The sequence below is a fragment of the Streptomyces sp. NPDC005574 genome (assembly GCF_040605435.1).
In the GTDB taxonomy this organism is placed as follows: Bacteria; Actinomycetota; Actinomycetes; order Streptomycetales; family Streptomycetaceae; genus Streptomyces.
Window position 1 is genome coordinate 242455 of the sequence record NZ_JBEXCW010000002.1, and the last position, 12961, is coordinate 255415.

Genomic DNA, 12961 nt, shown 5'->3' on the forward strand with positions numbered 1-12961 from the left:
CCACGGAGGGCTCGCTCATCCCGGCCCCACGCCGCCTGTCCCTTGTGCCCCGACTCCCGTGCCCCGTCCCTGGTTTCCCGTCCAGGCGCTCCCCGTTCAGGCGCTCCGGTCCGGCGTACCCCGGTCTGGCGGAAAACCTTTCGGGGCCTCCGCGGTGCGGGGATCATGCAGCATGCGACCTGACGACTGGTACCTGACCGAAGACGTGGACGACTTCCTCGCCCGGGCCGGAGACTTCCTGCGCTCCCGGCCCGGTCGGCACGTCATGCAGCTGACCTGGGCCGAGCGGGTGCGCGTCCGGGGGGCCGAGGCGTTCGGCACGGAAGCTCCGGTCTTCGGCGTGCTGGAGCGTGCGGGTGCGGTGCACGCCACCTTCTACCGCCTCCCGCCCCGCGGTCTCGGCCTGTCCCCGCTCACGCCCGAACAGGCCGAATCCCTCGCCGTCCGCCTGGCCACGCTCGGCCACTCCCTTTCCCGCGTCAGCGCGGACCGCGACACCGCCGCCGCGTTCGCCGAGGCGTGGCAGAGGCACACCGGGGCGACGCCGTCGCTCCGCGACACACAGCTGCGTCTGTACCGCCTCGGCACGCTGACCCCACCTCAGCCGCTGCCGGCGGGCCGGGGCCGCGTCCTGGGTGAACAGGACCTGGAGCAGGCCATGTTCTGGTGCGGCGAGTTCGCCAGGGCCGTCGGGGAGGAGGTCGGCATCGACGCCGGCACCTGGGCCGGCACCCGCTTCGCCGACAAGACCTACACGCTGTGGGAGACCCCGGACGGCACCGCCGTCTCCGTAGCGGGCATGAACCCGATGATCGGCGGCCAGATCCAGGTGGACGTCGTCTACACCCCGGCCCACCTGCGGGGCCGCGGGTACGCGGGTGCCGTGGCGGCGGAGGTGAGCCGGGCGGCGCTGGCGGCGGGCGCGCGGGACGTCGTCCTGTTCGCGGACCTGGCCAACCCCACCAGCAACGCCCTCTACCAGCGCCTCGGTTACCGCACGCTCGCCGACTGGACCGTCCACGACTTCTCGTGAGCGGTACCGGGCCGTGTCACCGCGGGTCGCCGAGCCACTCCTCCAGGGTCGCGAAGTCCCGGTCGGTGAGTCCGTAGCGGTGGTCCACGCGGTGGAGGAGGGCCCGGCCGGGATGGTGGGCGGCCGTCCAGGTGCGGTCGGCGGGGGTGATCTCGTCGTCGACCCAGATGAAGGGGCGGCCGGCCGCCCAGGCGACCAGGGGGCGGGTCTTCCAGTGCAGCGCGCCCGGCGGTTCGTCCTCGTCGGGCCAGTCCACCAGGGGCAGCGGGGGCAGTCCGAGCCAGGGCGCGAGCACGGCGTTGGCCTCCTCCAGCCAGGTCGTGGCCCACATCAGCTCGCAGCCCAGCGCCTCCAGCCGGCGGCCGAGTCGCGGGTCGACGCGGGTGAGCAGGGGGTGCGCGGCGGGCCGGGCGGCGCCGGCGGCGGGCGCCGTGTAGCGCGGGTACGGCCGGGCCGCCCCGAAGGGGATCAGCGTCCCGTCGACGTCGAGGAAGAGGAGCATCGAGCAACAGCATCGCCCAAAACGGACACGCGGTGAAGCCCGCGGCCCGCGAAACCACCGTTCGCCTGCGCGGCGCGCCCCAGGGGTCAGAACGGCAGGGGCCGCGCGTGGACCACCTCCAGGCGCGACACCGCCCGGGTGAGCACGACGTACAGCCGGTGCGGGCCGCGCGGCTCCGCCTCCGCGATCGCCGCCGGTTCGACGGCGACGACGTGGTCGTACTCGAGACCCTTGACGAGGCTCGCCGGCACGACGGCCACCCGGGCGCCGAGGTCGTCCGGGCCCGCCGCTTCGACGCCGGCCGCGTCGAGGGCCGCCCGGAGCCGGCCGACCTCCGCGTCGGCCGCGACGACCCCGACGGACCCCTCCCCGGCCAGGGCGTCCCGTACGGCGGTCACGACCGCGTCCGGTACCGCGTCCGCCGCCGCCCGCGTCAGTCGCAACTCCCCGTCCCGGCGCAGGGAGCGGCCCGCCGGGACGTCCACGTCGAGGCGTTCCAGCAGACGGTTGGCGAGGGCCACGACGGCCTCGGGGACCCGGAACCCGGTGGTCAGGGGGATCACGGCGGCGTCCGGCTTGCCGAGGTGGCGCAGGGTCGTCCGCCATGACCGGGCGGCCCACGGTGTGGTGCCCTGGGCCAGGTCGCCGAGGACGGTCAGCGAGCCGAAGGCGGCGCGGCGGGCGATGGCCCGGCACTCCATCGGGGAGAGGTCCTGGGCCTCGTCGACGACGAGATGGCCGTAGCCCTCCGGATGCTCGACGAGTCCGGCCACCTCGTCGAGGAGGACGAGGTCGGCGGCCGACCAGCGGGCCGACTTCCACGACCGGGGCGGCCGCGCCCACAGCAGGGCCCGCTGCTCGCCGGCGTCCAGCAGCCCGTCGGCGGCCCGCGCCAACGCCTGCTCGTCGGCGAGGAGTTCGGCGACGACCTCCTCGGGCGCCACGCGCGGCCAGACGGTGTCGACGAACGCCGTCACCGTCCGTGCCCGAGAGACCGTCCGCACCCAGGCGTTGGTCTGCGGTCCGGCGCGCCGCTCGGCCTGCGCCTGGAGGCTGCGCGCGACCCGGCTGCGGACCCGCTCCCGCCCCACGCCGTACGGCGGCTCCTCGGCCCGGACGGCCGTGACGATCCGCGCCAGTTCGCCGCTCCCCACCCGCCAGCGGTAGGTGCCGTCGGCGACCACGAGCGGGGCGACGGCGTCGGCCGACACGCGCGCGTACAGCGCCCGGCGCAGCACCTCCGCCATCCGGGCGTCGTGCTTGACGACGGCGGTCCGCTCCGCGTCGGCTCCGGTGACCGGCCGCCGGGCGATCTCGTCCTGGACGGTGGACTGCCGTACGCCCGTCTCGCCGAGGGCGGGCAGAACCTCCGCGATGTAGGAGAGGAAGGTCCGGTTGGGCCCGAGGATCAGCAGTCCGCCGCGACGGAAGCGCTGCGGGTGCGTGTAGAGCAGGTAGGCGGCCCGGTGCAGGCCGACCGCGGTCTTGCCGGTGCCGGGGGCGCCCTGCACGCACACGGAGAGGGACAGGTCCCCGCGGACGAGGTGGTCCTGGTCGGGCTGGATGGTCGCGGCGATGTCCCGCATGGGTCCGACCCGTGGCCGCTCGATCTCACGGGCGACGATGCCGCTCGGGCGGACGCCCGCTTCGGAGTCCTCGCGGGGCTCCGGCCCGTCCAGGTGTTCGTCCTCCAGCCCGGTGAGGTCGGCGGAGTCGCCGCGGCTGCCGGGGGCCCAGCCGAACCGGCGCCGCACGGCGACGCCCTGCGGGTCGCGGGCGCTCGCCTGGTAGAAGGCGCGGGAGACGGGGGCGCGCCAGTCGACGACGAGGGGCGGGGCGGCGGGGTGCTCGGTGATCCGCAGCCGTCCGATGCGGTAGCGCTGGCCGGCGTGGTCGCCGGCGTCGGCGCTCCGGGCGAAGTCCAACCGGCCGAAGAACAAGGGGCCTTCGGGTAGTTCCCGCAGCTCCTTGGCCTGGCTGCGCAGGTGGTGTCCGAGGACTTCGGCGTCGGCACCGGAGGCGGAGACGTCCTCGCCGGTGACGACCTGCTCCTGGGCTCCGTCGATCATGGCGGCGAGGGCGGCCCGGCAGCGGTCGTGGTGGGCCCGCTCGCGGCGGAGGGAGTCCCTGAGCGGGCTTTCGAGGTCGTGGTCGGTCGACGTCATGAGGGCACACTACCGAAATAACGTGACCGGGTAACATTTTTAACCCGGTCTCTACGGCGGGACGCTCCGCGCGCCACGCCGGGCACGGCGTCGAGGCGCGAACACTCGCGAGGGACGCTCGGACTCGGCTGTCAGGCGCGGCACTGAGGCTGGGCGCTCGGGCTCGGCTGTCAGGCGCGGGCGCCGAGGCTCGGCGCTCGGGCTCGGTTGTCAGGCGAACCGCGGCAGCCCGGCCGCCAGCAGCGCGAACGCCCGCTCCGCCGCCGCCACCGCGTCCGCCCGCACCTCGGCCACCCGCTCCCCCGCCACGATCCGCCGCCAGTTCTCCTGCGCGAGGACCCGTCGTACGGCGATGATCTGGCCGGCCGCCAGCCGCGCGTCCAGGTCGTCGCCGAGCGCCTCGGCGAGCGCGGCCTCCGAGCGCTCCAGGTAGGCGTACATGCGGGCGACCAGGGACGGGGTGCCGTAGAGGAGGGCGTAGAAGGCGCGCACCCGCGGGTCGTCGTTGAGCCCGGTGATCGGATCGCACCGCTCCAGGCCGTCGAGGAAGTGCAGCCGCAGCGCGTCGACCGGCCGCGCCCGGCCGGCCACCACCCGCGCGGCCTCGCCCTCGTGATCGGCGATCCGGTACAGGACGAGGTCCTCCTTGGCGGGGAAGTACCGGAAGAGCGTCGGCTTGGAGATCTCGGCCGCGGCGGCGACCTCCGCGACCGACACGGCGTCGAACCCGCGCTCCAGAAAGAGCCCGACGGCGATGTCGGACACGCTCTCGTACATCCGCCGCTTCTTGCGCTCACGCAACCCGCCCTCACCCATGCCGCCGAGCCTACGCACCGGGCGCCGGGCCACCGCTCGACCTCACGGCGGGTCGAGGTCGAAGACCGCGTGCACCCGCGTGCAGATGCCACGGGTTCGCCCGGGGGCGGGTGGGCAGGCCCAGGGAGGCGGTGGCGGCGGCCAGGGTCATCGCGTAGGAGTCCACGGCCCGGCGGACGTTGGGGGCGTCCAGGTCGGCTCCGGTCACCAGGCGGTCGAGATCGACATAGGCGGACCGGACGATCTCGATCCACCGGTAGACCCGCCAGTCCTGCTTCCAGTTCCTGCTGAACTCGATCGACAGCCGTCGTTCCCAGCGGCGGAACATCCGGTCGCGGATCTCCGGCCGGGTCGGTGTGAGGTGCATGTGCCGGACCAGGTCGTAGAGCGGATCACCGACCACGGCCATCTCCCAGTCGATGACGGTCAGGGCGAGCGGGTCGTCACGGCGCACCAGGTTCCACGGGTTGAGGTCGCCGTGCAGCAGGGCCGGAGCGCGGTGACCGACCCGGTGCCGGGAGAGGATCTCCCGCAGCCGGGGGGCGTCCGGCAGGCCGAGGAACCGCGCGAGCTGCTGCGACTCCTTCGGCAACTGGGCGACGAGCAGCACGAGTTGCTCGCTCAGCCAGTGATAGAAGCCCGCCTCACCGGCGGCCGGGTCGACCTGGATGTAGTCCACCTCGGTCAGCGCGCCGAGCTGGTCGACCAGGGCGTCCGCCTCGTGCGGCAGCAGGCCGTGCACGGGATGGCTCGGCGCCGTGCCGCCGGGCCCCTCGTAGGTGTGGATGGCGAACGCGTCTCCCGGCTGGCTCTCGCCGAGCGCCAGGACCGTCGGCGCCGCCACCGCCACCCCGGACCGCTCGATGGCCCGCAGCACGGCGTGCTCGCTGAGGAAACTGCGCTCCAGCCGGCGCGGGTGCCTCACCTTGCGGCGCACGACGACGGGAAAGTCCGCGCGCGAGACCTGGACCACCGTGTTGAGGTGCGCGGTGCCCTTGAACACCTGGCCGGCCGGTGCCGCGCCCTCCAGGGTCAGGGCCTCCGCGACCGCGTCGAAGGAGAACCGGGCATGCTCCGGAACCCGCCGGTCCGGCCGCCACGCGACCCGCCCCGGCGTAGGGTCCGCGCCGACGGCGGTCCTGCCCGCCGGCCGGGACGCCCGCCACCGGAAGAGGATCCGCCGGATCTCGTCCTCGCCGGGCACGTTCCGCAGCCCCAGGGGTTTCGCGCCCGCCAGCAGCGCCCTGTGGACGGAGGCGGTCGCCCCGTCCAGGGTGTCGGGGTCGGTGGAGTCCTCCAGGGACTTCGCGGCCCGCATGACGTCGGGGTAGACGGACTGGGCGTGCTCGAAGGCCAGGTAGTGGGGCAGATCCCTGGTCAGCCCGGCGACGGCCGCGGGGCGGACCCGCCGCATGGCCTCGGCCCACGCCTCGATCACCTCGCCCCGCTGGTGTTCCGGGTAGTGCATCCGGACCAGATGGGTGGCCAGGTCGTGTAGGGGGTCCCCGTAGGTCGCCAGCTCCCAGTCCACGCAGACGAGGGGCGGATCGCCGTCGTAGGACATGATCAGGTTGTCGCGGTGCAGGTCGCCGTGGAGCAGGCTGTAGGGGCGGCGGGTCATCGACGGCGCGCTGTCGGCCAGCCTGACCAGTCCGTCGTCGGGGATGCCCAGCGCCGCGAACAGGCCGCCGAAGAAAGGCCAGTTGGGCCGGCGGATCTGGATCTCCGCCGTGCGGGCCAGCGCCCGCAGGAAGCCCTGGCTGTCCGAGTGGTTGGCCGGCCACAGGGCGGGCAGCGGCGGCAGTGCCCCCTTGCGGACCTGGGACATCCCGGCCAGGAGTTCGGCCAGCGCCTTCACGAGCAGGGTGTCGACGGGTTTGCCGTTCGCGCAGACGCTGGAGAGGGGGACGCCCTCCACATGGCTGTGGAGGGCGAAGCCGTCGCCCTCCACCAGGCACTCCGGCACGCCGGGCAGCACGCCCTTCACGGCCCGGAGGATCGACGCCTCGTTCTCCCAGGTCCTGATCACCACCGGCAGGACGTCGGCGCGGCGGACACGGACGGTCACCGCCGTGCCGGGGTCCCGCCCCAGCAGACGCGCCACGGGTCCCGTCACCGGCAGCACGTGGTTCTGGTTGTGGAAGCCGTTGCTCGCCTGCCCCGAGGCGGCCGCCCGCCCCATGAACGCCCGGTAGACGGCTTCGGGCAGGGGGCCGGCGGCACGTCTCCCGACCACGGAAGGGGAGACAGGTACTGCAGCCACTGGCCGCTCCGGGGTGATCGCGCGAGAGGAGAAAGAGTATGACAAACGGTAACCAGAGATGATCCGGTGCACGACCAGAGAACCAGTCGAATGGCCACAACGGGTGGTGTGCCGCGGTTCTCTGTCAGATCGATCGAGGCCGGCCTGTTCGCCATCTCTCACGCATCAACGGGAGCGGTTGCTCACACGGTTCGGGCATGGTAGCGCACGGCGGAAGCCCCCTCCGGCCGCGCGCCGGGACCGCCGTGGCGCCCGTCTCGTGCGGGCTCAGCCGTGCGACCGGAGCTGCTCGAGGACCGGTTGCAGCGAGCTGACGATCTCTTCTGCTCCCTCGTCGCGAAGGAGTTTCGCCTTGCGTTCGTTGCGGGCGTAGCCGAGGAACGGGACGCCGGCCGCGCGGGCGGCCAGGAGGTCGGACGGGGTGTCGCCGATCATCAGGGCGGCCGAGGCGGCCGAGCCCATGGCGCTCAGGGCGCGGGTCAGGCAGTGCGGGTCGGGCTTGAGCCGGCTGAGGGTCCGGGTGCGGCCGTAGACGTGCGGGGCGAAGCACGAGGTGAGCCCGCGGGTCGCCAGGTACGCGCGAACCACCCGGGGGGAGTTGTTGGTGGCGATCGCCAGGCGCGAACCCACCGCCTTCCAGGTCTGTATGAGCGGGTCGGCGTACGGCGTGGGCATCGCCGTGGAGGTGGCCCGCAGCTCCTCCTGGGTGAGGCGTTCCTCCAGCTCGTCCACGAGGTCGCTGCCGGGGTGCCTGCGGTCCACCGCCCGGAGCACGATGTGCGGGTCCAGGGACTGCCGTTCGGTGTCGGTCAGCAGCCCGTGCAGGCCCCTGCCCTCGAGCCACTCCACCAGTTCGACCGCCACCCGCTGTGCCGAGTGCCCGGCGAACAGGCGGCAGATCGGACCGTCGAAGTCCCACAGGACGACCCGCGCCTCTCCGATCAGGGCCCGGAGCCGCTCGGGCTCCAACGCCGTCTGTGCTGCCGCCGGTTGGGTCTGCGTCGTATCAGAGGTCACTAAGAGAGTGTCAGGTCAGTCGTGATGGTTTCCCAGAGGGCGTCGAACCACTTCTGGGATTCCTCCACGAAGGCCGCGTCCCGCTGGCCGGTGCGTTTCTCGAAGGAGAAGAGGAGGGACTCGGTGCCCAGGACGTCGTACATGTCGAGCGTTCCGCTGTCGGAGGTCTCCTCGCGGCGGGTGACCATGTAGTACGCGATCAGCGCCTCCTCCTCGTTCAGCAGGTACAGCTTGACCGGTGGGGTGAAGGGCAGCGCGCGGAACGTCACCCGTACGTCGACGCCGTGCGAGGAACGCAGGGTCAGCAGGTTGTGCCGCAGGACGTGACCCTGGGCGTTGCGCTGGGCCAGCCACCGCTGGTGGACCGGGTCGTCGTCGCCGCGGCCGCCGACGGGGACCGGGAAGGCGAGGGTGATGTCCCGCGACGGCAGGAGGATGCGGACGTCGAGGGACTCGGGGCGGATGCGGCCCTCGTGGATCAGGCGGACCGGTTCGCCCAGCGCCATCATGAGCGTCTCGGCCGTCAGACAGGCCGCGTCCACCCGTACGTGCGGGGCCGCGAAGGCCTCCGCCAGTCGCGGCGCGAGTCCGACCATCGTCGGTTGCGGTTCGGCCCGGCCGGGAGCCGGTTCGGCGATGCGTGGTGGGCTGCCCTTGCTCACGTTGCTGAGGAGGCCGTCCTCCTGGAGTGCCCGGAGTGCCTGGCGGACGGTGCCCCGCTCCACGCCGAACTCCTCGGCGAGTTCGGCCTGGGTGGGCAGCCGGTCTCCGGCCCTCAGGTCCCCGACACGGATGCGTTCCCGCAGGCTGTCGGCGATTTCCTGCGGCGAGAGCTTTCTGCTGCCGTTCACTGCCACGTTCTCCTGGGTCACGACCAAACGCTACAACTTCGATCCATCTATGTGGAGTTGTTTGAAAGTTGTTTATGAGTAGGTACCAAGTGGGGACAACTATAGAAGAGTTGGCAACCAACTTAACCGAGTTGGCGGAAGGTTTGCCTCCTCGTCGCCCCACCGCTCGAACACCAGCGCACCCGCCCCCCACGACCGCCCGCACCGGAAGCCTGAAGGAGGAACCCCCGTGCCTGTCCTCGCCCTTCTCTCCGCCGTCCTCGTCGTCGTCATCGAGCAGACCGTCCAGGTGAAGTACGGAGTCACCGGCGCCGTCGGCCTGCTCCTGCTCACCGTCGGCATCAAGGCCAACAGCCCGGCCGTCAGCTCCGCCGGGGCCGTGGTGCTCGCCCTCCTCCTCGCGGGCCCCGCCCTATGAGACAGGAGTCACCTGGTCAGCCGCCGTGGGAGGCGGTCAGTTCGTGAGCACGAGCTCCGAACTGATCGTCTCCCACAGTGCGTTGAACCACAGGTGCGACTGCTCCACGAACGTCGTGTCGCGCAGCCCGGCGCCCTGCTCGAACGCGAACAGCATCGACTGGGTGCCCTCGGCGTCGTACAGCTCCAGGCGCTCGTGGTCGATCTCCTCCGCGCGCCGCGAGAGCGTGTAGTACGCGAAGAGCGCCTCCGAGCCGTTGAGCAGGTACAGCTTCACCGGCGGGGTGAAGGGCAGGGCGCGGAAGGTGACGTGCACGTCGATGCCGTGCGTGGACCGCAGGGCCAGCAGGTTGTGCCGGAGCACCTGCCCCTGGGCGTTGCGCTGGGCCAGCCAGCGCCGTTGCAGCCGGCCGTCGGCCGAGGGGTCCACCGGGGTCGGGAAGGCGAGGTCGATGTCCCGGCTCGGCAGCAGGACGCGCACGTCGATCTTGGCCGGATTCAACTGCCCGGCGTGGATGCGGCGCAACGGCTCGCCGATCGCGAGCGTGAGCGACACCGAGGTCAGACACAGGGCGTCGATCTCGACGTGCGGGGACGCGAAGGCGGTCGCTATGCGGGGCGCGAGGGCCACGGTGGTGGGCAGCGGCGGGGCTGCCGGGCCGGTCAGGAGCCGGTCGAGGCCCAGATCGGGGGCGACCGTGGCCGGGCTGCCCTTGGAGACGTTGGTCAGCAGGTGCTCCGCCTGCAGAATGCGCAGGGCCTCGCGTACGGCGCCGCGCTCCACGCCGAACTCGTCGGCCAGCCTGGCCTGCGTGGGCATGCGCTCGCCCGGCCGCAGCGCACCGGACCTGATCCGGGCGCGCAGCTCGTCGGCCACCTCGTGGTGTGTTCTCTGTGGCCGCTGCGACCTCGCCCGTCCATTGACGGAGGCATGTTTCGGGTCCACGGCCAAACAGTACAACTTCTCGCCATCTTTAGGCAGTTCAGTGGAAGGTGGTTATGAGACGCGTCCAAGCGGAGATAAGTACAGTTGAGTTGGTCGCCAACTTGAGCAACGTGGTCACACCTTCCCAAGGTTGGCCGTTCGTTCTCCCTTCCGGAGGGGAGCCGGGAGTCCGATCGGTCCGCAACACCGCTCAGCCACAACTGAACACCGAGGACCAGCCACAACTTCATACAGCGCGCACGCAGAGCCCGTGCGCGGGAACAGCCACAACTGAACAGCACCACCAGCAGAACCAGCACAGCAGCACAGCAGCACAGCAGCACAGCTACGGATGGATCAACCGATCGGATCAGCACCACCCCGTCGCCGACACCGAGGAGCGTTCAGAACATGTCCGGGCACCACGGTCGCCCGGACGTCCGCAGCAGGGCGTCGGCCTCACGGGCGGCGCCCGCTCGTTCTTCCCGGACCCGGCCCAGCGCCGCCAGCCGCAGCGCCGACTCGTCACCCAGCCACAGCGAGGCCAGGTCGGCCACGTCGAGGACGAGTTCCGCGTCCCGCGTGGTGGGCGTGCAGCTCGCGTCCCGCGCCGACACCTCCAGCAGGAAGCGGCCGCCGGCCAGTCCCGCCCGGTCGACGACCTCCAGCACCAGGGCGCCCGCGCGGTCGTAGGTCCGCGCCTCCAGAGCCCGTACGACGTCGAGGATCCGCACCCACAGCCAGTCCGACCGCGTGGTGATCCTGGCCGCCCTCGGGTCCGGCAGGTACAGGGGGAGGAGGTCGTCGGGCCCGCGCCAGCCGCTCTTGACCTGCGTGATCCAGTCGATCGAGCACAGGTAGTGCCACAGGGCGCGTTCGCCGGCCGGCGTCGCGGCTATCAGCCAGTTCACCTCCACCGTGTTGTGCGGCCGCTTGTCGTGCCAGTTGTCGTCCGACTCGTACGAGACCAGCCCCTCGACCTCGCCGGAGGCCGAGCGGTACACGGCGTAGAAGGGCTCGGTCCACGAGGAGCCGTAGCGCAGGGCGCCGGTGTTGACCCGCCACCACACCTCGTCTCGGCTGACCGCGCCCGGCTGCGTCCGGCGCAGCCGCTCGTGCAGCTCGGGCCCGAACTTGCGGACGTCCTCCGCCTCGACGAGGTCGATACGGCCGCCGTCCTCCGGGGCCGGACGGCGGCGGTCCAGGCCGGTGCGGGGGACGTCGACGGTCCACTCGCTCATCGAGGTGGCGGGGCCGAAGCCGTAGCGGCCGTAGATCGGGTACTCGGCGGCGATCAGGGTCGCCACGACGTCCCCGCGCTCCTTCGCGGCCGCCAGGTCCTGCGCCATCATGCGGGTGAGCAGGCCGCGGCGGCGGTGCGTGGCGGTGACCGTGACGCCGGTGACGGCGTCGGCCGGGACCGGGGCGCCGCCCACGGCCGTGAGTTCCTGCGGGAAGGACTTGAAGGTCGCCACACAGCGGTCGCCGTCGAAGGCGCCCAGGTAGCGGCCCGGAGTGAACTGGGCCCGGCGGGCCGCCAGCTCGGTGTCGGAGGGGGTCGGCGGGCGGAGGAACCCGGTGTTCACCGCGCGGAGCCAGTCGGGGAACTCGTTCTCGGTGATCGGGCGTACGTCGATGTCGGGGCGGCTGCTCATGAGGTCACGGTAGGTGGGCGGGGGATGGCTGTCGCGGGGATTTCGCCGCCCCCGCGCGGGAGCGGCGAACCGGTCCCGGCCCCTCCGGCGGCGACCCGGGGTTCCCCCGGCTCACGCTCCCGCCGCGGTCGCTCGCCGAGTGACCGGCCGGTCGGAGCCTCGCCTTGGTCGCCGCCCCCGCGCGGGAGCGGCGAACCGGTCCCGGCCGCTCCGGAGGCGACCCGGGGTTCCCCCGGCGCCCGCTTCCCGAGTGTCCCTCCGCTCAGAACGTCGCCCTGATCTCCCCCACCTCGCGCTCCCCGCCCGTCAGCGGTGCCCGGCCGATGCGGGCCAGCACCGGGCTGTCCACGCCCATGAGGGTCAGGGTGCGGGCGAGGACCGGGCCCAGTGCCCGGCCGGCGCCGTCCTCGATCTTGAAGGCGAGGGCCCGGCCGTCCGGCAGGGCGACCGCCTGGACGGCCTCCGCGCCCATCTTGGACAGCGCGCCGGGGATCTCGCGCATCAGCCAGGTGTCGGGGCGGCGGGTGCCGGCGACGTACTCGGGGTGGGCGCGCATGGCGTCGGCGACCCGGCGTTCGGCGGTGCCGGGGGCGGCGAGGGCGAAGGCGCGGAAGGCGCGGGCCAGGCCGGTCAGGCCGATCGCCATCAGGGGTGCGCCGCACCCGTCCGTGCCGACGGCCGCGACCGGTTCGCCCGCCGCTTCCTCCACCACGTCGTGGACGAGCCGCTGCAGCGGGTGCGCCGGGTCGAGGTAGGAGTCGAGCGGCCAGCCGCGCAGCACGCAGGCGGCCAGCATCGCGGTGTGCTTGCCGGAGCAGTTCATCGTCACCCGGTCGCGGACGGCGCCCGACGCCAGGTAGGTCTCCCGCTCCACCGCGTCCAGCGGGAGGTCGGGCGGGCACTGCAACCGGTCGGCGGTCAGGCCGTGTTCGCTCAGCATCCTCCGCACGAGGTCGCGGTGGAAGAGTTCGCCGGAGTGGCTCGCGGCGGCCAGCGCCAGCCGTTCGCCGGTCAGCTCCAGGCCGGCCCGCAGCACGCCCGCCGCCTGCATCGGCTTGTTGGAGGAGCGGGGGAAGACCGGCGATGTCACGTCACCGAGCGCCAGCTCCACGGATCCCTCCGCGTCCAGCACCACGAGACCGCCGCGATGCCGCCCCTCGACGAACCCGGAGCGCACCACCTCGGCGAGGACGGGCGCGGGGCCGGAGGGGCCCGGGGCGGACGGGGTCGAGGGGGCGGAGACGGACATCGGCGGTGGCCTTCCGGTGCTCGGCGCCCGGCCCGGAAAGGGGCCGGCGCCCGCCGCCCCCGGGAGGG

General features: G+C 72.9%; 11 protein-coding genes. 2 read left to right on the top strand and 9 right to left on the bottom strand.

Annotated elements, in window-relative coordinates; genetic code table 11:
- The first annotated feature begins 172 nt into the window (after nt 1–172).
- Nucleotides 173–1033 carry a GNAT family N-acetyltransferase gene (locus ABZT03_RS02750; protein ID WP_356032513.1) on the top strand — a complete coding sequence of 287 codons (861 nt, stop codon included), beginning with the start codon at nt 173–175 and terminating at the stop codon, nt 1031–1033.
- Between the two features lie 16 nt (nt 1034–1049).
- Here the strand turns inward: ABZT03_RS02750 and ABZT03_RS02755 are convergent, their stop codons facing one another.
- From ABZT03_RS02755 to ABZT03_RS02780, 6 genes are all read right to left on the bottom strand, one after another.
- On the bottom strand, nt 1050–1535 hold the full coding sequence (locus tag ABZT03_RS02755) for an HAD domain-containing protein (RefSeq protein ID WP_356032516.1): 486 nt from the start codon (nt 1533–1535) through the stop codon (nt 1050–1052).
- A gap of 86 nt (nt 1536–1621) precedes the next feature.
- The gene (locus ABZT03_RS02760) at nt 1622–3700 is read right to left on the bottom strand and encodes an AAA family ATPase (RefSeq protein ID WP_356032518.1); all 2079 of its coding nucleotides are present in this window, start codon (nt 3698–3700) and stop codon (nt 1622–1624) included.
- A 210-nt stretch (nt 3701–3910) separates the two neighbouring features.
- The gene (locus ABZT03_RS02765; RefSeq protein ID WP_356032521.1) at nt 3911–4516 is read right to left on the bottom strand and encodes a TetR family transcriptional regulator; all 606 of its coding nucleotides are present in this window, start codon (nt 4514–4516) and stop codon (nt 3911–3913) included.
- Between the two features lie 10 nt (nt 4517–4526).
- A complete protein-coding gene (locus tag ABZT03_RS02770) occupies nt 4527–6698 on the bottom strand; it encodes an aminoglycoside phosphotransferase family protein (RefSeq protein WP_356032627.1) in 2172 nt (723 codons plus the stop codon).
- A gap of 348 nt (nt 6699–7046) precedes the next feature.
- Nucleotides 7047–7748 carry an HAD family hydrolase gene (locus ABZT03_RS02775; RefSeq protein WP_356032630.1) on the bottom strand — a complete coding sequence of 234 codons (702 nt, stop codon included), beginning with the start codon at nt 7746–7748 and terminating at the stop codon, nt 7047–7049.
- A 47-nt stretch (nt 7749–7795) separates the two neighbouring features.
- Complete coding sequence (locus ABZT03_RS02780; RefSeq protein WP_356032524.1) at nt 7796–8674, bottom strand: winged helix-turn-helix domain-containing protein; 879 nt, start codon at nt 8672–8674, stop codon at nt 7796–7798.
- Nucleotides 8675–8876: 202 nt separating this feature from the next.
- Between ABZT03_RS02780 and ABZT03_RS02785 the strand changes: the two genes are divergently transcribed.
- On the top strand, nt 8877–9065 hold the full coding sequence (locus ABZT03_RS02785; RefSeq protein ID WP_356032527.1) for a hypothetical protein: 189 nt from the start codon (nt 8877–8879) through the stop codon (nt 9063–9065).
- A gap of 36 nt (nt 9066–9101) precedes the next feature.
- Here the strand turns inward: ABZT03_RS02785 and ABZT03_RS02790 are convergent, their stop codons facing one another.
- From ABZT03_RS02790 to ABZT03_RS02800, 3 genes are all read right to left on the bottom strand, one after another.
- Nucleotides 9102–10016, bottom strand: coding sequence for a GntR family transcriptional regulator (locus ABZT03_RS02790; RefSeq protein WP_356032531.1), 915 nt, complete (start codon nt 10014–10016; stop codon nt 9102–9104).
- A 377-nt stretch (nt 10017–10393) separates the two neighbouring features.
- A complete protein-coding gene (locus tag ABZT03_RS02795) occupies nt 10394–11644 on the bottom strand; it encodes a GNAT family N-acetyltransferase (RefSeq protein WP_356032534.1) in 1251 nt (416 codons plus the stop codon).
- A gap of 262 nt (nt 11645–11906) precedes the next feature.
- Nucleotides 11907–12893, bottom strand: coding sequence for an asparaginase (locus ABZT03_RS02800; protein WP_356032537.1), 987 nt, complete (start codon nt 12891–12893; stop codon nt 11907–11909).
- Between the last annotated feature and the right edge of the window lie 68 nt (nt 12894–12961).

Excerpts from the sequence above, each read along its gene's own strand:
- ABZT03_RS02755 (WP_356032516.1), bottom strand. The coding sequence starts at position 1,535 with ATGCTCCTCTTCCTCGACGTCGACGGGACGCTGATCCCCTTCGGGGCG.
- ABZT03_RS02765 (WP_356032521.1), bottom strand. The coding sequence starts at position 4,516 with ATGGGTGAGGGCGGGTTGCGTGAGCGCAAGAAGCGGCGGATGTACGAG.
- ABZT03_RS02750 (WP_356032513.1), top strand. The coding sequence starts at position 173 with ATGCGACCTGACGACTGGTACCTGACCGAAGACGTGGACGACTTCCTC.
- ABZT03_RS02800 (WP_356032537.1), bottom strand. The coding sequence starts at position 12,893 with ATGTCCGTCTCCGCCCCCTCGACCCCGTCCGCCCCGGGCCCCTCCGGC.
- ABZT03_RS02770 (WP_356032627.1), bottom strand. The coding sequence starts at position 6,698 with ATGGGGCGGGCGGCCGCCTCGGGGCAGGCGAGCAACGGCTTCCACAAC.
- ABZT03_RS02795 (WP_356032534.1), bottom strand. The coding sequence starts at position 11,644 with ATGAGCAGCCGCCCCGACATCGACGTACGCCCGATCACCGAGAACGAG.
- ABZT03_RS02760 (WP_356032518.1), bottom strand. The coding sequence starts at position 3,700 with ATGACGTCGACCGACCACGACCTCGAAAGCCCGCTCAGGGACTCCCTC.